At 44.0% G+C, this 22,809-nt stretch carries 20 protein-coding genes and 2 pseudogenes; 8 read left to right on the top strand and 14 right to left on the bottom strand.

All coding sequences use genetic code 11. The features are described 5' to 3' along the window. Positions 1 to 8 precede the first annotated feature (8 nt). Positions 9 to 1,174, bottom strand: a protein-coding gene (locus KJ365_RS03840; protein ID WP_214449580.1) for an IS3 family transposase whose coding sequence is annotated in 2 segments (ribosomal slippage) — positions 9 to 916 and positions 916 to 1,174 — 1,167 coding nt in all. Because the reading frame shifts where the segments join, the coding sequence is not laid out codon by codon here. A 244-nt stretch (positions 1,175 to 1,418) separates the two neighbouring features. Here KJ365_RS03840 and KJ365_RS03835 point away from each other — a divergent pair. Together KJ365_RS03835 and KJ365_RS03830 are read left to right on the top strand one after the other, a co-directional pair. Continuing rightward, positions 1,419 to 2,381: pseudogene (locus KJ365_RS03835) on the top strand (cisplatin damage response ATP-dependent DNA ligase); the annotation flags it as partial. A 74-nt stretch (positions 2,382 to 2,455) separates the two neighbouring features. After that, positions 2,456 to 3,616 carry an alanine racemase gene (locus tag KJ365_RS03830; RefSeq protein ID WP_214450312.1) on the top strand — a complete coding sequence of 387 codons (1,161 nt, stop codon included), beginning with the start codon at positions 2,456 to 2,458 and terminating at the stop codon, positions 3,614 to 3,616. Between the two features lie 86 nt (positions 3,617 to 3,702). On the opposite strand, the gene KJ365_RS03825 is transcribed toward KJ365_RS03830, so the two are convergent. Further along, entirely contained in the window at positions 3,703 to 4,560 is an 858-nt protein-coding gene (locus tag KJ365_RS03825; RefSeq protein WP_214450311.1) for an N-acetylmuramoyl-L-alanine amidase family protein, read from the bottom strand. A 473-nt stretch (positions 4,561 to 5,033) separates the two neighbouring features. On the opposite strand from KJ365_RS03825, the gene KJ365_RS03820 reads away from it, so the two are divergent. Continuing rightward, complete coding sequence (locus KJ365_RS03820; RefSeq protein ID WP_214450310.1) at positions 5,034 to 7,133, top strand: tetratricopeptide repeat protein; 2,100 nt, start codon at positions 5,034 to 5,036, stop codon at positions 7,131 to 7,133. A gap of 65 nt (positions 7,134 to 7,198) precedes the next feature. Here the strand turns inward: KJ365_RS03820 and KJ365_RS03815 are convergent, their stop codons facing one another. Then, positions 7,199 to 7,588, bottom strand: coding sequence for a RidA family protein (locus tag KJ365_RS03815; RefSeq protein ID WP_214450309.1), 390 nt, complete (start codon positions 7,586 to 7,588; stop codon positions 7,199 to 7,201). Positions 7,589 to 7,745: 157 nt separating this feature from the next. On the opposite strand from KJ365_RS03815, the pseudogene KJ365_RS03810 reads away from it, so the two are divergent. Continuing rightward, positions 7,746 to 8,045, top strand: a pseudogene (locus KJ365_RS03810) (ketopantoate reductase family protein); the annotation flags it as partial. Positions 8,046 to 8,285: 240 nt separating this feature from the next. Here the strand turns inward: KJ365_RS03810 and KJ365_RS03805 are convergent. The 4 genes from KJ365_RS03805 to KJ365_RS03790 form a co-directional block, all read right to left on the bottom strand. After that, positions 8,286 to 9,020, bottom strand: a complete 735-nt coding sequence (locus tag KJ365_RS03805; protein WP_214450308.1) for a hypothetical protein — start codon at positions 9,018 to 9,020, stop codon at positions 8,286 to 8,288. Between the two features lie 103 nt (positions 9,021 to 9,123). Beyond that, entirely contained in the window at positions 9,124 to 9,612 is a 489-nt protein-coding gene (locus KJ365_RS03800; RefSeq protein WP_214450307.1) for a hypothetical protein, read from the bottom strand. Between the two features lie 75 nt (positions 9,613 to 9,687). Continuing rightward, the gene (locus KJ365_RS03795) at positions 9,688 to 10,428 is read right to left on the bottom strand and encodes a hypothetical protein (RefSeq protein WP_214450306.1); all 741 of its coding nucleotides are present in this window, start codon (positions 10,426 to 10,428) and stop codon (positions 9,688 to 9,690) included. Positions 10,429 to 10,534: 106 nt separating this feature from the next. Next, a complete protein-coding gene (locus tag KJ365_RS03790; RefSeq protein WP_214450305.1) occupies positions 10,535 to 11,257 on the bottom strand; it encodes a hypothetical protein in 723 nt (240 codons plus the stop codon). Positions 11,258 to 11,709: 452 nt separating this feature from the next. Between KJ365_RS03790 and KJ365_RS03785 the strand changes: the two genes are divergently transcribed. Both KJ365_RS03785 and KJ365_RS03780 read left to right on the top strand, forming a co-directional pair. Continuing rightward, the gene (locus KJ365_RS03785) at positions 11,710 to 13,035 is read left to right on the top strand and encodes a metal-dependent hydrolase family protein (protein WP_214450304.1); all 1,326 of its coding nucleotides are present in this window, start codon (positions 11,710 to 11,712) and stop codon (positions 13,033 to 13,035) included. Positions 13,036 to 13,091: 56 nt separating this feature from the next. Continuing rightward, a complete protein-coding gene (locus KJ365_RS03780; protein ID WP_214450303.1) occupies positions 13,092 to 14,342 on the top strand; it encodes a DUF418 domain-containing protein in 1,251 nt (416 codons plus the stop codon). Positions 14,343 to 14,422: 80 nt separating this feature from the next. On the opposite strand, the gene KJ365_RS03775 is transcribed toward KJ365_RS03780, so the two are convergent. Further along, positions 14,423 to 14,665, bottom strand: a complete 243-nt coding sequence (locus KJ365_RS03775; RefSeq protein ID WP_214450302.1) for an EF-hand domain-containing protein — start codon at positions 14,663 to 14,665, stop codon at positions 14,423 to 14,425. 703 nt (positions 14,666 to 15,368) lie between these two features. Next, positions 15,369 to 17,342, bottom strand: coding sequence for a hypothetical protein (locus KJ365_RS03770; protein WP_214450301.1), 1,974 nt, complete (start codon positions 17,340 to 17,342; stop codon positions 15,369 to 15,371). A gap of 245 nt (positions 17,343 to 17,587) precedes the next feature. Here KJ365_RS03770 and KJ365_RS03765 point away from each other — a divergent pair, with 245 nt between their 5' ends. Continuing rightward, positions 17,588 to 17,761 carry a VOC family protein gene (locus KJ365_RS03765; protein WP_214450300.1) on the top strand — a complete coding sequence of 58 codons (174 nt, stop codon included), beginning with the start codon at positions 17,588 to 17,590 and terminating at the stop codon, positions 17,759 to 17,761. 5 nt (positions 17,762 to 17,766) lie between these two features. On the opposite strand, the gene KJ365_RS03760 is transcribed toward KJ365_RS03765, so the two are convergent. Together KJ365_RS03760 and ubiG are read right to left on the bottom strand one after the other, a co-directional pair. Then, entirely contained in the window at positions 17,767 to 18,375 is a 609-nt protein-coding gene (locus KJ365_RS03760) for a glutathione S-transferase family protein (protein WP_214450299.1), read from the bottom strand. A gap of 9 nt (positions 18,376 to 18,384) precedes the next feature. Next, positions 18,385 to 19,161 carry a bifunctional 2-polyprenyl-6-hydroxyphenol methylase/3-demethylubiquinol 3-O-methyltransferase UbiG gene (ubiG, locus tag KJ365_RS03755; RefSeq protein ID WP_214450298.1) on the bottom strand — a complete coding sequence of 259 codons (777 nt, stop codon included), beginning with the start codon at positions 19,159 to 19,161 and terminating at the stop codon, positions 18,385 to 18,387. A 50-nt stretch (positions 19,162 to 19,211) separates the two neighbouring features. Between ubiG and KJ365_RS03750 the strand changes: the two genes are divergently transcribed. Next, complete coding sequence (locus KJ365_RS03750; protein WP_214450297.1) at positions 19,212 to 19,574, top strand: DUF2237 family protein; 363 nt, start codon at positions 19,212 to 19,214, stop codon at positions 19,572 to 19,574. Here KJ365_RS03750 and KJ365_RS03745 read toward each other — a convergent pair. The 3 genes from KJ365_RS03745 to KJ365_RS03735 all read right to left on the bottom strand — a co-directional run bounded on the left by KJ365_RS03745 (position 19,562) and on the right by KJ365_RS03735 (position 22,805). Then, complete coding sequence (locus tag KJ365_RS03745) at positions 19,562 to 20,038, bottom strand: DUF4112 domain-containing protein (protein ID WP_214450296.1); 477 nt, start codon at positions 20,036 to 20,038, stop codon at positions 19,562 to 19,564. The two genes, KJ365_RS03750 and KJ365_RS03745, sit on opposite strands and share 13 nt — an antisense overlap. After that, complete coding sequence (gene hemH, locus KJ365_RS03740) at positions 20,035 to 21,114, bottom strand: ferrochelatase (RefSeq protein WP_214450295.1); 1,080 nt, start codon at positions 21,112 to 21,114, stop codon at positions 20,035 to 20,037. Before hemH ends, KJ365_RS03745 begins: the two co-directional genes overlap by 4 nt. An 80-nt stretch (positions 21,115 to 21,194) precedes the next feature. Further along, positions 21,195 to 22,805 carry an AbgT family transporter gene (locus tag KJ365_RS03735; RefSeq protein ID WP_250884005.1) on the bottom strand — a complete coding sequence of 537 codons (1,611 nt, stop codon included), beginning with the start codon at positions 22,803 to 22,805 and terminating at the stop codon, positions 21,195 to 21,197. Positions 22,806 to 22,809: the final 4 nt, after the last annotated feature.

The raw sequence follows: 22,809 nt of genomic DNA, 5'->3' as shown, positions 1-22,809 counted from the left end.
TGTAGTGGTCAACAAAATCCGTACACCGATTTAGCTAATTTCTCAGCTTTCGCTGGCGGTAGACCATCGTTAAATTGATGCGGTCGCTCCCAGTTATAATAGTTCATCAGGTAATAACCCACATCTCGTTTTGCCTCATTTGCTGATTGATAGCCGATAGTTGGCATCCATTCAGATTTTAGGCTTCTAAATACTCGCTCCATTGGGCTATTATCCCAACAGTTACCGCGTCGACTCATACTTTGTGTCATGCGATATCGCCACAAGCGCTGTCTAAATTTACGAGCACCATATTGTGAGCCTTGGTCGCTGTGAAACAGCACGCTCTGTGGCTTGCCTCGCTGCTCATAGGCCATATCTAGCGCTCTTACCGCCAGTTCAGCATCCGGCCGTTTTGATAGACTCCAACCAATTACTCGACGTGCATAAAGGTCGATGACAACCGCTGCATAATGCCAAGCATCGCCCGTCCATAAATAAGTAATATCACCACACCACGCTTGATTGGGCTGCTCTGGTACAAACTGTCGATTCAATAAGTTCGGAATATCCGGTCTCTCAACTTTAACTCGCTTATAAGCATGCTTACCAGGCTGCTTACTTGTTAGCCCTTGCTCCTGCATCAAGCGTGCGGCCTTGTAGCGACCCATCTCAATGCCTTCATCTCTCAGCATACCAACAATCGTTCGCGTACCGGCTGACTGGCGACTTTTATCAAACAAGCGCTTTACTCTTGCTCTTAAAATACGGCGCTTTGCATCTATCAATCTTCGGCGCTTTTTACGCTCGTAGTAGCTCGTCACACCCAAGCCTAACGCCGAGCACACTAGCTCTGTCGATTCATGCTCCCTCAATCGATCGACTAGCGCGTGGAGTTCAGATCGTCTGACATTAAGAGAGCTGTAGCCTTTTTTAATATCGACTTCTCTCGTTCTAAGCGATTAACCTTAGCTTCTAGCTCTTGAATCCGCTGTTGTTCAACTGACAAGGCTTTCGATTTAGGTGTTACACCAATACGCTCTGATTCAAGTTGTTTCACCCAAATCCGCAGCGTGTTTTCGTGAACTTCTATCGCTCGACTTGCTTCAGCAAATGAGTAATCTTGATCTAAAACCAAGCAAGCTGCATCGTTTTTAAATTCCGGGCTGAATGACCGGCGCTTTCTCTTTTCCATTGAACACCTCTTCTATAAGTGTAATGCTACCACTTAAAAAGGTGTACGGGTTTATTCTGCCACTACACTTGCAATTAAAAGGGCAACTAATTTAAGTGCAACGAAGTGCAAATTTCTATGGACATAAAAGTGCCCAAAAATTGGAGGTATATCGATTTAGCCATGGACATAAGTAAACTAAAACAACACCAATAAATTAGGCGCTTTCCCATACGTCTATTTTTACGTCCATCGTGGTTAACTCGATGGCATTCGTGTGCAGCTCGTTGTCAATAATGCAGGTAAAGCGCTGTTTAGCCGAACCGGCGACGACATAAGCGCTTCATTTCCTGAAGTGTTAGAAGCCTTGTCACTTGATAAGATACATGGCGTGTTTGATGGCGAATTAGTCGCGCTTTACCAAACAAAAGAAGATGAAGCACCTATCGCAGGCGTATTGAGTGCAAATAAGCAGCGCGAAACACATTGGCATATTGGCGCATTCAACCAGCTTCAGCAGCGCTTAAACAAAAAACGGCCAAGTAAAAAACTGATTAGCGAAAACCCCGCTGGCATTATCTTATACGACGCATTAAACATCGCAAATGAAGATATGCGCGCAACTCCATTGCTCCAAAGAGTGGAAAATCTGCACGAGTGGTTCTCCACTCAGCCTTATCAGCATTTATTTGTATCTTCACCCTTAACGTTTGATGACAGTGAAACGCTAAGCTCGCTTCGAGACAGCGCCGCCGATATGGAGCAAGGTTACATCGAAGGGCTCATGCTCAAACGTAAAAACACCACCTATGTAGCAGGAAGGCCAAAAGGCCAATGGTATAAATGGAAGCGCGATCCAAGGCTCATTGATGCAGTAATCATGTACGCCCAAAGAGGCCACGGCAAACGATCCTCATTTTACTCTGACTACACTTTTGGTTGCTGGCAAGACGGAAAATTACTTCCCATAGGCAAAGCCTATTCTGGATTTACCGATGCCGAGCTCAAGCGGCTCGATAATTGGGTGCGCAAACATACTATTGGCCGTTTTGGGCCGGTCAAAGAGGTGAAAAAAGAATTGGTCTTTGAAGTTGCCTTTGACTCGGTGCATCCATCAAATCGACATAAGTCAGGGGTTGCTTTGCGCTTCCCGCGTATTCACCGCATAAGATGGGATAAACCAGCAGACGAAGCCGACCAGCTAGAAACATTAAAGATGATGATTTAATGCGCGTTTAAACAAACCGCAAAGGCTTATTTCGTGCTAATCTTTTAGGCAGTTTAATCTCCTTTATGATAGTTATGCTACCAAGTTCTATTTCTCAGTTACCTACACCATGTTTGCTTATTGAGCAGGCTACGCTACAGCGCAATATTGAACGGTTGTCATCACATATAGGCGCGCTTGGATGCACAATACGCCCCCATGTTAAAACCCATAAATCGGTAGACATCACCAAAGAAATCGTAAACGGCGGGCACACAAAAGGCATTACCGTATCGACCTTAAAAGAGGCACAACACTTTTTTAGCGCCGGTTATACCGATATTTTATATGCCGTCGGACTCGTGCCTAACAAGTTTGAACAGGTGAAGTACCTAATCTCTCAAGGCTGCGATATTAAAGTCATATTAGACAGTGTTGAGGCGGCAAGGTTATTACAAGACTTTACGCAACTGAACCAAACAGTATTTAAAGTCATGATAGAGCTTGATGTTGATCATCATCGTGCCGGGGTAGACCCACATGGTGATACCTTACTGGAAATAGCGACCATACTAAGCGACGCACAATTTTGTGAGTTGCACGGCGTCATGACGCACGCAGGAGGCTCATACGAATGCTTTGACCATGAGTCACAACTGGCCCTTGCAAGGCAAGAACGAGACTTTTCGGTTGCTGCTGCCAAGCGCATTCGCGAAAAAGGCATGCCTTGCCCCAACGTCTCAATAGGCTCCACCCCCACCGCCTTTGCTATTGATGATTTAACCGGTATAACCGAAGTACGCGCTGGCGTGTACGTGTTGTTTGATTTGGTCATGGCGGGTTTGGGAGTGTGCGATATTGATGATATCGCAGTAAGTGTGCAAGGCAGCATTATTGGCTTTCAACATGATAAACATATTGCCCTAACCGACGCGGGTTGGATGGCAATGTCACGGGATCGAGGCACCGCAGGACATAAAATTGACCAAGGATATGGCGTGGTATGTGACGCTAAGGGCGCAGCCTACTCACACTTGATTATGCAAAGCGCCAACCAAGAACATGGCATTATTGGCGTGCGCGATAATAACCCTGAAAACGAACAGCAGTTATCGCCTGATATACTTTTCAGTATTGGCGACCTCATCCGCGTTTTACCTAATCATGCTTGCTCAACAGCTGCGCAGTACGGCGAGTTTTATTTAGTAGACGGTGATCGCGTAATCGCAAACCTACCGTCTATTTCTGGATGGTGAAGCGCACAACAGAGCTACTGCAACGTCACTTGCATACCCTCTAAAAATAAGATGGTGTTAACAATGGTACAAGTTGTGCCACTATTCTAATTATTCGCCTCTAAATCATCGATGATTGCTTCTGCCATTGACCTTGCGAGGTCTTTGCGAACTGTTTTTGCCGTTGGCCCGGTATTCAGTAACGAGTCTACTGCTGGAACGTCAATGAATTCGAGTTCAGCTAAACATGCTCGCGTTTTTGAGTTGGTATTAGGATTTTGTAGGTGCACATCTTTGAGTACGCCAAGACGCTGGTGATCCTTTACTTTGCGATCAAAAGCGGCTGGATCGTGGCGTTTTAGCGTGGTAACCATGGCAGTTTGTATTCGTTGAGCGAGAGCACGATCTTGCTCAACATTAACGTTCCCATTTTGCTTGGAAATAATCAGCGTTTCAGTACCACGCACCGCGCCATTAAAACCATTGCAATGGATACTTAAAAATACATTTGCTTTTTTGGCTTTAGCGACGCGAGCTCTATCTGCTAAACCAATGTTTTCATCACTCGTGCGAGTTAGGTGAACCTTGAGATTGGAGCCAGGGCGTTGCGTCGCTAGCTGATTGAGCTCTTTACGAATAAGTTTAGCCATGTCTAATGTAATGGTTTTTTCGAGAACGCCGCTTGGACTAGTGGCATTGTTAGGTGATGAACCACCAACCTTCTGTGTTCCGCCATGCCCAGGGTCAAGCACCACTACTCCTTTTACAGGCCCGATGGTCGCATCTTCATCAAGTGCGCCCTCCTCCCCAAGTTGTTGTCCACCTTCGCTTAAATGCGACATGTAATCGGCATAGGCATTATTTGAACCCGAGTCCCAAAGGCCGTCTATATTGCCACTATAAAATCCTTTATCCCTTAAAGTAATTTGTGCTAGTTTTTTTATGTCTTCAATTGATGCCGCCATTTTTCTCTCCATAAAGTTAGGCTTTAGAAACAATCTCATTATTGCGGCAAACAACTTATACAAAGAAGACAACAGATACACCGCTTTAGCTACGCTTGAGAGTATCTTTATTTTTTAACCAACGCCATAGTTTACTTTTTAACCACCGCCATAGATTTCTATTGTTCTCTCAAGATAACTGAACGACAAATGTAAGTAGCGTTTGCGACCAATCACTTGACCCTTGTCACTTGCAAAAATAGTAAATCCGCTAATTATAGAGAGATTCTTTGAAAGTTAATCTTATTGGTGTAGCTCCTAGCGGTAATTTTAGTCAGCCCGTATGGTAATTGAATACGCATCAAACATAGAATATATTAAGACTTATACTTAAGCGTTGTAGGCATAGTATTGGCTCAGCTTTGCGTCTTAATCACGTCAGGTAATCACTAACCCATGCCGGTCTTTGTTCTCTGTATCTGGACACCAACACGATGAACTCTGTTTCAAATTCATGTATGCACTCATGGAAGCCAATAAAAGTACAACTATTTGGTCGTTTCCGTGTTACGGCAGCAAACGGCGATGAGGTTGTTATAAATGGTAAGCGAGTTCGAGCGCTGCTGGCGATTTTGTGTTTACAACCGGGTGAGGCTATTGAGCGAGAACACATTAGTCAGTTGTTGTGGCCGGGTAAGTTTAGAGCACAAGCCCGTGCTAGCCTGCGCCAGACCTTACTTGAGTTAAAGCAGCAGCTTGCTGAGGTTTGCGACGACCCGTTTTCAGTCGGTCGTGAGCAGGTTACGATTCGAGCCGAGCTTGTAAATTCTGACCTGATAGACTTGCACAAAGCACTGGTGAGCGGCCATTACGAGTCAGCAGGTTTACAACTGCAAACCATCGGAACACAAACACTTCTTGAGGGGCTTGATAACGGACAAGACTTAGGGCTAGACTTTGCTGAGTATCTCGATACGAAAAGAGCTCAATGTGAATCACGGTTGCTTCAATCAGTTGAAAAAGTATTCACCGAGACGAGCGCACGTGATCTCGACTACGCCCGCAGTTGCTTACGAGAAGCGGTGCAACTCAGAGGTCAAGATAGCAAAGCACACGAAGCCTTAATTAGAATTGCAGTATTGCCTTTTGCTTTGCAGCCATCAGACGAATCGTTGCAACTCTTCGCCAATGGTTTATTTGAAGAGCTAATCACCACGTTAGCACAGATTCCTCAACTGCGGGTGGCCGGTCGCGGCTCAGCGCGCCAGTTCGCTTCTTGCATATCCGCAATTGATACTGCCGCCAAATTAAAGGTCTCTAATCTAATTGAAGGCACGGTTCGCCGCCAAGGCAACACTATTATCGTGCACGCTGCTTTACTCGATGGTGGCGACGGCTGTCAGAGCTGGTCTGGTCGCTTTGAGGGGCACAGTGATGATCTGTTTTCTCTTCAGCAAACACTTGCCGTAACCCTTACCGAAGAGCTCGGGCGAGCGCTTAAACGCCAGATTAAACCGCCGCCAGCACGCCGGCGCAGCACCATAAACAAAGAAGCATACTCGTTGTACCTGCAGGGGCGCGCCTTAACCGTAAGAGCGATTGGTGACGGTGTACTGGCCAAGGCCATTGAACTACTTGAGGCCGCCCTTGCTATCGACCCAAAATTCGCCGCGTGCTGGACGGCATTGGCCGAAGCGCATGTTTACACCGCAGTCTACACGCCTTGTCTAGACCGGCTAGGACAATCACAAAAAATGGCTGAATGCGCTAAGCGGGCAATTGAGTTAGACCCAAAACAGGGTCATGCGCGGTCTATGCTGGGCATTCACCGCTGGACAGAGAACGATCCGCTTGGCGCACTCGACTTAGCTTTTGAGGCCTATCGTCTAGAACCAAACAATCCAGATGTATTACTACGCCTAGGTTCGTTTTTACTTTACATCGGCCGCACCAGCGAAGCTTTGCCTTATATTCAAGCCGCGGTCGATCAAGATCCAGTCAATGGGCGTAATTACGCGATGCTATCAGTGGCTCATCTGAACTTGGGCAATATCGACTTAGCCATAGACGCAGGGCAGCGAATGGTCGACTTAGGCTTGCCATCTATGTGGCTCGGTGTGGCTATTTCAGCAACAGGTAATCGCAAGCGCGCAATCAATGAATATCGCCAAACTATGAAGCTAATGAATAAGACCATGTTTCCACCAGCCGGCGCCAAACCGCTCAGCGGCCCAGCCCTTTTCGCGTTTTGGGAAGTGGCTGCTCGCGGTGTCTGTAGCGGTAAAACCCTACACCGAAAGCTTTACTGCGCTGTGCTTGACCGCCTCCACGGAACACTCCACGACCCATGTGACACCAGTATTGTGCAACCGGCAATTTGGATGGGATATTCAGGCATGGTTTTTAAGACTTTAGGCACTCAAGTCACGCCCGCCAATATGTTTTGCATGATGTCGCTTTGGGCTGATTTGGAGCCAATCAAGCAAGTTCGCTTACATCAGGATTTTCTATCCTTTGCAGAGAGGATCGGACTAGTGGCGGCGTGGGAGCGATATGGCTGGCCAGACTTGTTATCGCCTCCCCAGCAGAAATGACGCTACTTTGGCGCTAGCGATTGAAAAGCTAAAGCCTTGATTGTCCCATACTGTTTTATCTAACGCTACAGATGAGCAATGCATTTAATTTCAATTAGTAGTTCGGGCTGAACGAGCGCAACTACCTGCACAACAGTTTGGCTAACCTCGGGCATACTTCCGTATGCAGATTCTCTTTCCCCATATACGGCTTCGACGTTATCCATCAAGGCATTCATATCTGTGACGAAAAAGGTTTCATCAACAATATTTTCCATAGTTGCACCAAATTGCGATAGAACATGTTTCATATTTGAGTAAGCAATGGCGGTTTGTTCAGCAATGCTATCTGGTGTTATTCCGTTATCGTCAATCCCTACTTGCCCTGCCATATAAAGCACGTTTCCTACTTGAGTACCTTGTGCTATAAAATCTTTAAAAGGTCCATTTCGATAGGTTTTTTTGTGGAGTGTCATTATTGAATCTTCCTTTGATAGCTGGCTAGCTTTTGTCATCAAAAAAGATATGAGAAAGTTATTGAGACTACAATAGCGCAAGCGTCAAAGTAGCGTCAAAGTAGCGTCATTTTGATTCAAACCTGTAGATATCCAGAATTAAAGCTATGGCGAACTTCTTGAAAACACCCACTCCAGAGAACTTATTGTTGGCTTGGCAGACGAGACCTTGGCAGCCTTTGCAAGTGCATACAATTACAAACCAGCTGAAAACGGGCAGCAATACGTAGACAAAGTGCTTAGCCCGTTCATCTTTCCGCGCGCGCAAAGGCATCACTCGTCGATGTATCAGGATCTACAAGCAGGGCGTAAAAGTGAAATTGACTTTTTTAAACGGCGCTATTGCCAAATTATCAATACATCAAGGTTTGAGAGCGATAAGACACGAGAGCGTAATCCAGCTTATAAAGGCATGTGAAGCAGCCTAGGTTCATGGAGCTAATGTCCCACGCAGCGTAATATCGCTTGCTTTATTCCCAGAGTAAAAATGACGCTACTTTGACGCTTGCAATATTGAACCTCAGCTCACTATTGACTTGCAACGCTAACAGAATACCTATCATTACTAATGCTATCTCGCCAATGGTATATTTAAGATATTTTCTGGTCTTGTTTTCGCTTAAGAGACGTAGTCATATTTTTCTAAAAAATCTAATCATTACTGCACCTCCTTCTCAAGCCGCGCGACCAAAGCCTCAATGTCGCTTAATAATATGCTCATTTCAACGCGCGCAGTTAAGTACCAAGAGTTAGTTTCGGCTATGGCGTTGCGCATCGCCTTGCTGTTTGGATACTCAAAACTCCCTTTTGCCGGAATTTCTGCCTTAGCACCAGATGAATACAGCAGTTCAATATACTCAACGTCGTCTTGATATAAGGCTCGTAAATCACTTTTCTCTATAAGTAATGGCAGAGCCAAGGCTTTGTAAGCCGATCTAGCTTCAAGCTCTTCGTCCAATGCATCTTCAAATTCGGATTTGATTCCAGCGAGACCTGAACGAAGTACCGGATCATCGATTTTAGCCATGCGTCCAGACGATACCAAAGCATCGAGCGCACCGAATGACGCATCTAAAGTAGGTGACGGCGCTGTGCCTAGCCAGGCGAGTGAGGCAGGGACAGTAACATAGGCGTCCTTCTCGCTGGCTTGCATTGCATCCAGCAATGACTGTCTTGCAAGGGTGATTCTGCCTAGCACAGCGATTTCTAATTCTACCAGTGCTTGGTTTTCTCGAAGCTCGTCAAGGACACTAGTGAGCTCCATGTTTAGACTCTTTTGGGATTCTCGATTGTCCCACCAAGCATCAATTGCAAATGCCATCAGTATGCTGGCGACTATCGCAGAACTTTCTACCAAGAGGCGTTTCCATTTGAATACCTTTTGTTCTCTCATACAATACACTCTCCGGCTGTGCTGATAAATTAGACCCGTTCAAATTCCAAGCTTGGGAAGCCATTTGTTCTTACAACGAGGGGCTTTGTCACTACCTTGCCAACTATTTGATGTCTGCCAATCGGTCCCACAGATCGGTTGTATCGACATTTGCGAGCATGCCTTCAACCATCTCGACGAATTCAGGATTAAAGTAAACCGCGCAAATCCCCCACAAGGCTCGAGCCCGATCTGTTCCTAGCACGAAATGGATCACATCGCGGTACGTTTCCCACGAGCTTTGATCCATAACGCCGCTCTTGTACTGCAACCATTCATATTCTCTGGCGCGCATCTGTCCAATCATCCAAAAAAATAATTGCGTTTTCTCTGAAAACGTTGGCGTTTCTTCTTGAGAGAAAATTCGCCCCAGTTCCGGAAACTCGACGAATTTGTAGACACCTGTTTGGTCATTTTCGAGTTGCGTTTGACGAGTCTCAGAACGAAGCTGCGCAGCACCCTGTTTGATTTGAATCGTCAGGTAAATCAGGGTTATGGCTACGATAATCACACCCACTATCTGCGCAATTTGCGCTATTTGATCCAGTGTCATATAAACCTCCTCTGTGGCTTTGATATTAATGAATATCTTAGACTATCCCGTTAATTCCTCTGCTTAGATTTGTAACTAAGACGAGAGTCCTTCCGCCTCTAATTGTTCTAAAATCTTGATGGTTTCTTCAAGTAGTTGTTCAGCATAAAATGCGCAAGCCATTGTATTGCCTAGCCTCAATACCAGAAGATTATCCAACTGGCGATTGCCCACTATCATCTCTGCTGTGTTTTGAGATGGCCCTGTTGGGGTTTTATCGTCTAAAAATAAAAAATACGGCGCTATTGCCCCAAAAGAAAGGTCGGACACTAAATACGGTATAAGATTAAAATCCCGTTGTTCTATAGTGTCTCTTTCACCTCTCAACAGCCGTTTGTAAGCGTTATTCCAATTTACCAAGCGCGTTCTTAAATCGGAACTCGACAACTCACGAAACCCACCACTTTGCTCAATCTCAACAAACGTGGTTCTGTTTACCGTAAAAGGTGGAACACTCGTTACGTTCATAAGCATACGGTTGACATCTACTGCATTAAATTCAATATCAGGCTCAACAATTATTCTTCTCAGGCTGGCAATATCATCAGCCTGTTCGTTGAGTTTGCTTATATAGGCTTCAAATAGCGAAACGTTCTCAACAAATTCAGCATGAAGGCCAACTAGCTGTTCAGCTCGCTCTTGATGAGCCACCCTGTCTTCATTCCAATTGGCTACTTGAATACCAATGACGACGCCAATTACCACAATAACGAAATCCAAGGCTACTGCGGTCCAATTTTGCGCTTTGATATGTAGGCTTATTCTTCGTAAAAGCATGATTTTTGACCTTATTGGCAGTACTTAACTGAGTTGAATATCAGTTATTTAATAAAAAATGTTTATGACTCGTATGCAACTATCAACCATCACTTGCAGGCCGCGATTATTCAAGCACATCTTCAAGCGCTAAACGCAGATCGTTTAAGCTGGATTGAAGGGAGCGAATAGCATTAAGGTGTTGATTATATCCTGCTCGCATAAACTGAAGCCGGCTACGAAATTCCAGATTACTTCTCATTTTTATTGTGTCACAAATAAAGGCATCGACATCAACTGCTTCCGGCGATGCGTTCTCGGAAATTCTTAATAATTCCGGATAGCGTGGCATCAAGCCTGAAGTTGTAGCGTTGCGAAAAACTGCCTCGTTAATGTCTCGTGCACGTGCGGCTTGCAAGAGATAACTGCGAATTAATAATTTTAGCTTTTCGTCCTGCACCAAATATAAACGCCCTGTTGTTTGCAGTTCGTTTAAAATGGCAAGATCGCTTGTTGGATTGGAAAGTATTGATAAATAACCCAAACCGAAGCATTCTTCCTTGGTGAGCGTTCGATCATCTAAACCTAATACAACCGGAGCGGCTGAAGTGGCGCTTGCATACACGTTGTCGCGAAATTCTATTAGGCGTGTACGAGTCGCCTGTAGTGCAAGCACCTCATCATAAAGACGAGATAAGTAGGCCGCTTCTGTTTGCCTGTCTGCGCGATCTTGCGCCCATTGCTGTACTTGCAACGCAAGAACAACACCGATGACCACTATCATGATTTCAATCAGAACAGTAAACCAATCCTGACGACGGATGGCGCCTGCTAAACGGCGTAAAATCATTATGAAGCTTCCTTTATGTTCGCGATATCGGCGGCTATTAGGTTACTGCAACCCTAATGAAACGGCAAAGTGTTTCACATTGCATTGTGGTTAAGAGCAGCGTAATCAAGCGCACAGTTAACATAAAGTTTGGTGCCCGGTTTCCCGCCGTTTAGCAAGTCTACTAAACCGCTGTGGGCAATTTAGTGCATTGACCGCTTTATCACTCATGGCAGATTGTATTTCCCCATATTGGGATTCAAGGTTGTTCATCAACGAACTCATGTTTGTAGCAAAAGATATTAGAGAGTTATAGGGCTTACAACACCGTTAGCGTAAAAATGACGATACTTTGACGCTAGCAATATTGAGAACCCGCTCACTTTCTTCTAGATTATTGATTTCGTTATGTGTTGTACCTGCAAGCACAGGGCTAACCGGACTTCACCAGTGTTGTAAATAAGGACGTTTCCATGACATCTTTTAAAATCATTACCCTCCTATGCCTACTCACAAGCCTAACGCAAGTTCACGCTGCACAATGGGACATTATTCACGCAGGCAAACTGCTAGCGGTGCCGGGCGAGGCCGTCGCTGAAGAGCAAAGCGTCATCTTAAAAGACGGTAAAGTCTACGGTATTGAAAATGGCTACATCGATGCTGATGACTTGGCGTTCGGCAATAGCGATTCCCTTGAAATTCACAATTTAAAAAACCACTTTGTTATGCCAGGTTTTATTGATGGCCATGTGCACTTAACCTTAGCATTAGCGCCCGGTGCGGCCTTAAGCTGGGTGCAAATGTCAGACGCTGATACCGCGATGCTAGGCGCTAAACATGCCCGCGATACCCTGATGGCGGGTTTTACAAGCGTGCGAGATATGGGCGCATTCACTGATGATGCCATCTTTGCAGTGAGAGACGGCATCAATGCTGGTTACATTATTGGTCCAAGAACTTTTGTTGCCGGCAATCCTATTGCCATTAACGGCGGTCATGGCGATTTTACTCACAGCTTTAAAGAACCTGTGGCTGATGTATTGCGCACATCAGGAGTATGCGACGGGGTTGCAGAGTGTCGCAAAGCAGTGAGGGATCAAATTAGGCGTAAAGCTGACCATATCAAATTAACGGCCACCGCAGGGGTCATGTCTGACAGTAATGCAGGTTTAGAGCAGCAGTTTTTTGAAGATGAGTTAACTGCCATTATGGACACAGCCAAACTCATGGGGCGCAGGATAGCTGCTCACGCACATGGTGCAGAAGGCATAAATGCGGCACTCAAGGCAGGGGCAAACACCATTGAACACGGTACTTTTTTAGATGAAGAAAGCATTCGTTTATTTATTGCTAACGATGCCTATTTATCGCCAACGCTTTCAGCCTTTTCATCCCTCGAACCTGCACTTAACGATCCCAATAGTTTTTTAACCGACAACCAACGCGTAAAAGCAGAGCAAGCGATGACCGTAGTCAGAACGTATGTTGAAAAAGCCCATAAAGCGGGGGTTAAAATTGCGTTGTCCACCGATGCAGGCGTGGGGCCTCATGGTGATAATGCCAAGGAATTTGAACTACTGGTTAAATACGGTGGCATGACTCCAATGGAGGCGATAATTGCCGGGACGCTCTCAGGGGCTGAGAATTTAGGCAAACTCAATGAGTTAGGCAGCTTAGAAGCCGGTAAATGGGGTGATATTGTCGCAGTAAACGGCAATCCACTTGACGATATCACTATTTTGCAAAACATCAGCTTTGTTATGAAAGAAGGCGTCGTATATAAAAAAATAGCAGACTGATCTTCTAAATTGGCGCTGATTAAAGTAGCTGCAAAATAAATAGGAAGCATGAAACGATGAATGGACCCAATCCGGCCGCTGCCGATGCCGTCCCAATACCGGCAAGCACACGTTATGATATTTTAGATGCCCTACGCGGGCTTGCTTTATTCGGCATTTTTTTTGCGAATGTGCAATATTTTGCTGGATGGCTGTTCCTAGATTCACAAGCAAAGTCGGCCATAGGGGGCGCATATATTTACGACGCCTTTATCCTGATGGTTATTGATGGTCGCTTTTATACTATTTTCTCCTTTTTATTCGGCTTGGGCTTCGCATTACAATTATCGCGCTTAGAGAACAAGGTCGCTGCCAAAGCTAATAGCTTATATCTTCGCAGACTTAGTATCTTGTTGCTTATTAGCTTGATGCATATGTGTTTATTTTGGGTTGGCGACATTCTTTTTCTTTATGCATTACTAGGCTTCGTGCTGTTCTTTATGCGCAAATGTGCTGACCGGAGTCTGTTACTCATTGCTGCGATTTTGTTTATAGTGCCTATTCCCGGATATTACTTATTTTGGAAGCTCGGTATCGATCCATCTTTAGGTTTGTATCAAGTTGCGAGTTATTTAGTGGATGGTAGCGATGATATAAGTGGTTTTTTTGCAGGCTTCTACGAAGTAGTCCATACCAACAGTATTGTTCGTTATTTTGAATTAAACATGGAAATTTCCATTGGCAGGGTTGGATATTATTTTGATACTTGGCGTATACCAAAAGTATTAGGCATTATGTTGATTGGCATGTGGGCGGGACGTCAGCTGATTGCCGGTAAGTTACTAGAAAACACGGCGCTATTAAAAAAGACTATTTTATTTGGCTTAATTGTTGGCTTACCCTCAACTGTTGCATACGCCAATCTATCTGGGCTCAACTCATTTCAACCACATTCCTTAGATGGGTTTTTATCGGTGATTGCTTATATGCTTGCGGTCTTTCCCCTCGCCTTTGCATATATCGCCGTATTTACGTTGTTGTGGCGTAAGTACCCATCGATATTAAGCGTGTTTACGGCGCCCGGGCGGATGGCTTTGTCTAATTATCTATTGCAAACATTCTTAGGCATTAGCATATTTTATGGCATTGGCTTTGGCTTACACTTAAAGGGTGGGCCCTTGAGTTTAGCCGCCATCGCCATTGTAGTTTTTGTTTTACAAATTACTGTATCTAACCTGTGGTTTGCACGCTTCGCATATGGACCTGTAGAATGGATTTGGCGAATGTTATCTTATGGAAGAGGCCTACCTATTAGAAGGGAGCAGTGAATAAGTCTCGTATAAGCAAAATATGGGGCGCCTAGAAGTAAAGAGCGAGAGCCCTTATCGAAGAGCCCTCACGGAAAATACTACTCGTCTAAACCTGCAGCGGTAAACTCATCGTAACTGATTTCGCCATCGCCGTTTGCATCAACTTCACTAAAGATTTTAGTTAAATCTGAATGTGCGTTTGCTTCAGTTTTAGAGATACTGCCACTTTGATCAACGTCTAATGTATTAAAGAGTGTTTCTGACGCTAACGCTTGGGTAGTTAGGCAAGCAACGAAAAGGCCTGATAGAGTAAATGCAGTTAATTTTCTTGATAATGACATGGTAGTCTCCTTTCATTCATCATTTTGTTATGGCATCAACATTGATGCTTCAGGATCGACATATCACTTATCGTGCCACAAACATATTCATCATAAAATTCAATGACATAAGGAAGATATTTTGGCGTTCCTAAAGAATAGACATCGGAATATGTCTGCTTGAACAGACTCAATATACCTTCTAAAGAGATGTCATCACCTATATCATTGATATTTATATCATTTATTTTTTTAGTGACAGTAAGCAAAATAGCACTAATGACACCGCGTGCACCTGTCGCTATTTTTCTTCACTATTTGTTATTTGCCAGTAATTCAGCAGATGTTTAGGAAGACAACCCTTTACGTATCAACAATATAGGATTATTTTTTGTGCTGTCTTTAGCAACAGCCGCTTACTTTGGACACTTTCTTTGCGAAGCAACTTGAAAGCGAGTAAAACGCAACCGGCTGTTCAAAGATTACTTTCCTCGATGGAAGGTCAGGCTCGTTAAAAGTTGTAAGCACTTAGTTGTGTGCAATTGGAAAACCCATCAATTTCATGGTTTCGATTTAAGGGCGGATAGGTCAAGAAGTATTCAAATAAAAGCCTAAACCCAGCCAAACAATCCCAAAATCAAAGTATCGATTAAGAGTGCGGCTAGCCTCCTCCAAAACGGAAGACCATTTCTTTTGTTACTTTTTCATCTTATTAATCACTCACCTACTCACAAATAACGTCAAAATAATCATGCATATAGGGAATAGCTAGCTCTGGAAAATGTTTGATTAGAGCCTCATAATCATACTTGTTCTTCAATTTCTTTTTGTATGCCACGCGCTTATGATGTTGTAAGACGTTGATTCCTTGTTGCCTAAAATATTCGATGAAGCTTTTGTTTTTATCTTGCCCGTTTGTTAATTTAAGCGTATCAGAAGAGCTTAACGAAATTTGAATCGAGCGATACCCTTTTATAAAATAGTAAAACGGGTCATAAAGACTATGTTCTTCAAAATCGAGTTTTGACTTTATCTTTGAAAACCCTTCAAAATCTCCCTTTTCGGCAAGCTTATTAAGTAGTTGGTAATTATTTGCGTCGCTTCCATATTCGACCTCATCAATCCAAATACCGTTTGTATCGATTTCAACCAGAGCTTGTTTGACCAAAATACTTTTAGGGTTTGGAGCCCAATTTTCGGCGATTAGTTTACTGCGTATTGCTTCCTTGCTGAGTTTACCTGTTTGAAAAATTTCATTAGAGACCACTAGGCTAACGATTACCTGCGCATCTGAATCAAGATCTGTGATATCAAGCTGGCTAAAATCGATATCTCTAAGCGCTACTTTTTGCTTTGTTACAAAGTTACGGACTCTTGAAATTCCCTGTCTTGCAGAATCTCTGACTTGCTTTACATTTTTTTGTGAAAATGGCATTGCCGAGCATGTTGCATATTCAAACGAATCAACCACTGATTCCGTAAAGTTGTCTTGTTTGAGTGTGTTCCACTCATCTGGCGATTTTTCTCTGGATGCCACCCAATCCTCAACGGCATAACAAGTTTCTTGTTCATTGAGTAGCTCATCGGGAAAATATTCTTTAGTGGCTAGCATTATCTGAGATTCAGGAGGTTCAAGTTCATTGGCTATTTTGTATGTTATGTCAAATCCAAGAGCATTAAGCTTTTCTATTCCTTTTCTTTGATTTGGCTGCGCAAAAAAACCCGGCAATTCATATATCACAATGGACGCTGAGCCCAAGCCAGTTTTTTCAATGATTTTCGAAAGGCGCGTTTTATCTATTTGATCATTCAAACTCGGATATAGAGCGGCAGCAACCTCTTTTTGAAATGCTGTACTAAACTCGCTAGTCACTTCATTTAAAGATGGATATTTTTCAAGTAAGTTCAAAGCAACATCTGGTTTGTTCGCTAAAATGAGACCAACGATGAAAGGTTTAACTATCGATATTCTTGGGTTATTTAAAACAGTCTGTGGAATTGCTGACAATACATTGTCTATTTGCGTTAAAACAACCTCATCAGACTCAAACGCCGTTAAAGAGTCATTGATGCTCGTCAAATCAATTGGGGACCATATGTTCTCCTCTTCCCTAGAGAGTTCATCAAATATTCCTTTATATTCGTCGTTATTTCTTCTAACTTCGATCTCTGCGAGCGCAGATTGAAGCTTGCTCGTCTGATTAAAAGTTTCAAAGTCTGCAACATGACGTTTTATGGCTTCGTAAAGAGTGACATTGACATACCAGTCCTTAGCATTCCACCATCCAAGTTCAGACCAGATAGCATGTGCAATAACATCTTTTTTTTCTCCAGCAAAAAACAATTTGTTTGCAGTGGCTAACACATCATCTATCAAATCATCTTGATTTTGTTGAATCGCTAAATCAACTTCTTTACATCGCTCTTCATTGGAAATAACTTGTGGGAACGGCGCTAACTCAAATATGGCCTTTTCGCCTTTTTTATCTCCGAGCTTGTTTTCAGACGTTAAATCATCGATGCCTTTTTTTTCAACTTGCTCAATAAAAACTTCATTTCTTTTTTCAACTTGTTCACTAACAACTTCATTTCCAAGTTGTTTTGAGGCGCTATCATCTATATTGAAAAATAAAATTGTGGCAATGGCACTTAGCGCCACAAGAACTGTAAGAACAAGTATCCTTTTATAGTCTTGCATCATTCATCCATAAACTTTACTAATATTTATTTGGCTTGATTTAAACACAAATGTCAGTCAACACATCATCAGAAAATAATGCGCCGTGGCAATCATTATTCAACGCAACTACCATAATAAACTATTGCCGCCTCATCAATAGCCTGTTTACTTTTTAATAGTCGCAGTCGCTTAATAGCCCCGGAAACAAGCATTTTGCAAAGGAGTAATAACGTTTATGTTGCATTGAAGCGAGAGGGAATGAAATGATTGGATATATTCCCTTAGGTGTACGCGATGTTTCTGAGTCAGGAGATTTCTACGAAGACTTATCTTGTATGCTTGGAGCAAAGCGCGTTTTTGAGAAAGCATCCTGTCTTGCAAGTTTGCCAACAGGAGCGAAGTCGCTGTCACCAGAAATTAATACTATTTTGTTGTAAGTAATCTAAGCCCTAGCACTTTTTCGAGCATTTATTTGCTCATACCACCGTGCAAGATTCACTTGTTCGTCGCTAAGCTTGATTTTCACCACTCGTGCAAAATCGATGGCACAAAGTGTCGTGATATCTGCGATGCTGAATTTGTCACCGGCAATGAATTCACTCTCGCCCAAACGACGCTCAAGCACTGATAAGAACTTGCTGGCGTTAATGCCCGCTTCTTTGCCATATTCAGGCACTGGATTCATTCGGTCTTTGAAATATCCGGTACTATGTTGAAAGCACATGCCAATTTGCATGAACAAGCAAAACTCCACCTGGCGCTGCCACATCATGACTTGGCCTTTTTCTAAGGCAGTTTCACCAAACAAGAAGGGCTCTGGTTGAAGTGCTTCAAAGTAAGTGCATATTGCGTCGCTTTCACTAATACAAGTGCCGTCATCAAGCTCTAAAATAGGGACTTTACCGATCGGGTTTTTTGCCCGCATTTCTTTTGATAAGTTTTCACCGCCTTGAATATCCACTTGCACATAGTCCATATCAATCCCCTTTTCCGCTAAAAACATGCGAACGCGGCGAGGGGTGGGAGCGGTTTTAGTATCATAAATTTTCATGCATGTTCCTCAAAGCGGGGGGAGTTTCTTATAAACTTGAATGTAATTGACACCTAAACCTCTGCTTAAGCGCCACTGCTTGGTAAATGGATTATATGCCATGCCCTTTTCTTCAATCAGCTTTAAACGGTTGATAGAGGCCCAGCTGTTTAGCTCCAGCGGCTTAATGAACATATGCCAATTGTGCGTGCCAATCGGCAAATAACGCATAACATACTCAGCGCCCACTATGCCTATAATAAACGACTTTAAAGTGCGGTTTAGTGTTGCCAATACAACACAGCCATTTTCGTTGGTCATTTGGCTGCATTCTCTCACTAACTCTTTTGGCATTGGCACATGCTCCAATACCTCTGCATTGATCACCACGTCGTATTGTTTACCGGTTTTTAGCATATCTTCGGCAAGCATATGCTGATAGTCGATATCGAGCTTACTTTTTTGCGCATGACGCCTAGCTACCTGCACGCTCATTTCACTTGCATCAATGCCGGTAACAATGCCGCCCGCTTTGGCTAGTGCCTCGCTCACCAATCCACCTCCGGAGCCTACATCTAAGATAGTTAAGCCCTTTAAACAATCTATGGAGTGATGGTTGCGACCAAAATGCGTAGCTATTTGCTCAATAAAATACTCAGTGCGCGCTTTATTGAAAATTAAAGCCGTCTTATACTTACCGTTAGGATCCCACCAAGTTTCAGCAAGCTTATCGAACTTGGCGATTTCCTCGGGCGAAATATTTTCTTTATCTTGGGTCACTGAAGTAAGCTGACTTTTATCTAACATCGTATACCCTTGTATCTATCATATTGACTAAAAATGTAAGGCGCTTGGCTATGGCAAATGCAAAAAACGTTTTAGGCGGCACACTTCAATTGTGCTGTGGCAACACCGGCTATACTCGCGAGGGCTTTTGTTATGTCCCCACAGGCGACGTTGGCAACCATAGCGTGTGCGCTATCATGACCGATGAGTTCTTAGCCTATTCCAAGTCACTCGGCAATGACCTTATCACCCCAAACTCTATGTATGACTTTCCCGGCTTAAAACACGGTGACCGTTGGTGCCTATGTGCCTCGCGCTGGTATCAAGCGTTGGCAATAAATGCCGCACCGCCTGTAGTACTCGAGGCAACTAACGTCAAGGCCTTAGACATCATTCCATTAGAAACGCTACAAGCACATGCTTACGAATCTTGAGATTTATCGGCTAGCTGCTGCGCTTCCCACTGCTTGAGCATTTTTGCCTGCATGGCATCTATCTCAGCTTTGTTTTCTGACACCCACCATTGCTCCATTATTCTCACGTTGCGTTGGTTGGCCTTGAAAAAGATATCCACGATATCTCCTAAAATTGGCACAAAGCCCAATAAATAGTCGAATAAAGCATTGCGCACCATTTTGTATTTAAGCGCATCTGGCAGGCCAAGTTTATGCCCTAAATAGACAATTCTAAATGACGATAGCAACATAATGCTATCGCCAATAATGGGGATTAGACCCACCAAAAAATCCAGACCGACACGTATACCAATAAACGGAATCTTGACTGCTGAGTCGAGCAAATTTGCCAGCTCCTGCGCCTTTAAAAGGGCATCTGGAGCTCTAAACGCTGCATCCCCTTGAGTGTCAGATTGATTAGTTGGCTCTAAATCGTCATTCATTTTGCCGAGCCCATTGCCTTGGCTAGCTGGTCGCGCTGCTGATAATCATCCCCAACACGCCAACCTTGCATATTACTTTCGAGCAAATTAAACAGCATGTCTAAATGAGCATCATCGCTATTTAAGCAGGTAATATACTCATATCGCTCGCCGCCTGATTCCATAAAGTATTCACGATTTTCTTCACCAATTTCTTCGATGGTTTCCAAACAATCTGATGAAAACCCAGGACACACTACTTGTAGCGACTTTACGCCCTGATCTGGCAGCGCCTTAAGCGTTTCATCGGTGTATGGCTTCAACCACTCTTCTCTACCAAAACGAGATTGGAATGTGGTCATATATTCTTCACCCGTTATCCCTAAAGCTTGCGCGATTAAGCGTGAAGTTTTATGACACTCACAGTGATAGGGGTCACCGTTTGTTAGGTAGCGTTTTGGAATCCCATGATAAGAAAACACAAGCTTATCGGCGCGTCCATGAGCATCCCAATGCTGCTGAATTTTGTCAGCCATACACTTGATAAATTCAGGATGGTCGTGATAGTGACTCACAAACCTAAAGTCGGGTAACCATCTGCGCTTTGTAAAGTCATGCGCTAAAGCATCGAAGGTAGAACCGGTGGTTGACGCGCAATATTGTGGATACAGCGGTAACAGAATAATTTTTCGGGCACCTTGAGCAAGTAAGTTTTCTACCGCCGTGGAGACAGACGGTTCACCATAGCGCATCGAAAAATCTACAATTACGTTATCGCCATGCGCTTCTTCAAAGCGCTTTGCGAGCCCTTCTGCTTGATGCTTGGTATGAGTTAATAGAGGTGAACCCTCTTCGGTCCAAACTGTCTTATAGGCTTGTGCAGAACGCTTGGGACGAATGTTCAGAATGATGCCATTTAAAATGAACCACCAAATAGCCTTAGGTACTTCGACTACTCTCGGATCAGATAAAAATTGCTTCAAATAAGGACGAAGCGCCTGTTTAGTAGGCGCTTCTGGCGTACCTAGATTACTGATCAGTACGCCAACTTTATCGGCTTGTGCGTGTGTAAATGCTTCTTGAGAACGATACTTCATATCAACTTTTTAGTAATATCATTTGTATATGAGCATACGCACATATCAGCGCTTTGGACTTCCATTAAACAAAATTACTGTTATGGAACGGGCGAGTAATAGGTCGCCGCCCCAGGCCCCACCGGTAATCCGAATAAAAATACCCAGGCATAGAACAAAATACTCCAACCAACAATAAAAGTGAGGGTATACGGGAGCATGGTCGCTATAAGCGTACCCATCCCCAAATCCTTTTTATATTTTGCGGCAATCGCTAGGATTAACCCAAAATAACTCATCATCGGAGATATAACGTTAGTGACTGAGTCACCAATACGGTAAGCCGCCTGAATGACCTCTGGTGCAAAACCAATCAGCATTAACATAGGTACAAAAATTGGCGCTGTTACAGCCCACTGTGCAGACGCGCTGCCCAGTGATAAATTGACGATACCGCACATAAGAATGAATAGAAGAAACACCTCAGGACCATCAAACCCGGTGGCTTGTAAAAATGCTGCTCCTTTCACCGCTAATACCGTGCCTAAATTTGTCCATTTGAAAAAGGCCACAAATTGAGCGGCAAAGAACACTAGGGTGATATACAACCCCATAGAGCTCATACTCTTTGCCATCGCATCTATTACGTCGCGATCGTTTTTCATCGTTCCGGCAATGCGACCGTAGACAAAACCAGGAATTGCGAAGGTAACAAAAATAAACGCTACAATCCCCTTAAGAAATGGCGAGCCTGCCACTAAGCCTGTATCAGGATGACGCAATATGCCATCTTCAGGGACGATAGTAAAAGCCAGCAATGCACACATTAAGACAAAACTCACGCCAGCCCACTTCATTGCTTTTATTTCGAGGGGAGTAGGCGCATCCATTTGTTGCTGCTTGCCTAAGTCAATAGAGGCTTCTGAAGGGTCATATACGCCAAGCCTTGGTTCAACCACCTTTTCGGTGACAATAGCTCCCATGATGGCCACCACAAACGTACTGATAAACATGAAGTACCAGTTCACCTCTGGGCCCACAACATATTCTGGGTCAATCATTCTTGAAGCATCTTGAGTAATACCCGAAAGCAATGGGTCGACCGTACCGAGAAGTAAGTTAGCACTATAGCCTGCGGAAACACCCGCAAAAGCGGCAGCTAATCCTGCCAGAGGATGCCTACCAAGCGAGTGAAAGATCATCGCTGCAAGTGGTATCAACACGACATAGCCCAACTCAGAGGCAGTATTAGAGACAATACCCGCAAACACAATGACCACGGTAACCACTTGCTTTGATGCATTCATGACCATTGAGCGCATAACGGTGCTCAGTAATCCAGAATGCTCCGCAACTGAAACACCTAGTAACGCCACCAAAACAGTGCCCAGAGGTGCAAAACCTGTAAAGTTGGTCACCAGTCCTGTGACAATACGCTGCAAACCTTCAGCATTCATCAGTGAAATAACTTCGATTATGCCGTCTGCTTCACGCCCATTTGCGCCAACAGGACGCGGGTCAAGCACACTCACGTCGAAGTATCCAAGCACGCCACTGAGCAAGACGATAAACAAAGCAAGAGATGCAAACAACGTAATTGGATGAGGTAACAAGTTACCTAACCATTCAACACCCGCGAGGAAGCGAGAAAACCATCCTGATTGAGCTATTTCATTTGTAGGAGTCGGAGATGACGGGGTGTTTGACGACAAAACT

Source organism: Glaciecola sp. XM2, assembly GCF_018595715.1.
Taxonomy (GTDB): domain Bacteria; phylum Pseudomonadota; class Gammaproteobacteria; order Enterobacterales; family Alteromonadaceae; genus Glaciecola.
Note: the sequence above shows the minus strand (reverse complement) of the source record. Positions and strands in the feature narration are given on the sequence as shown.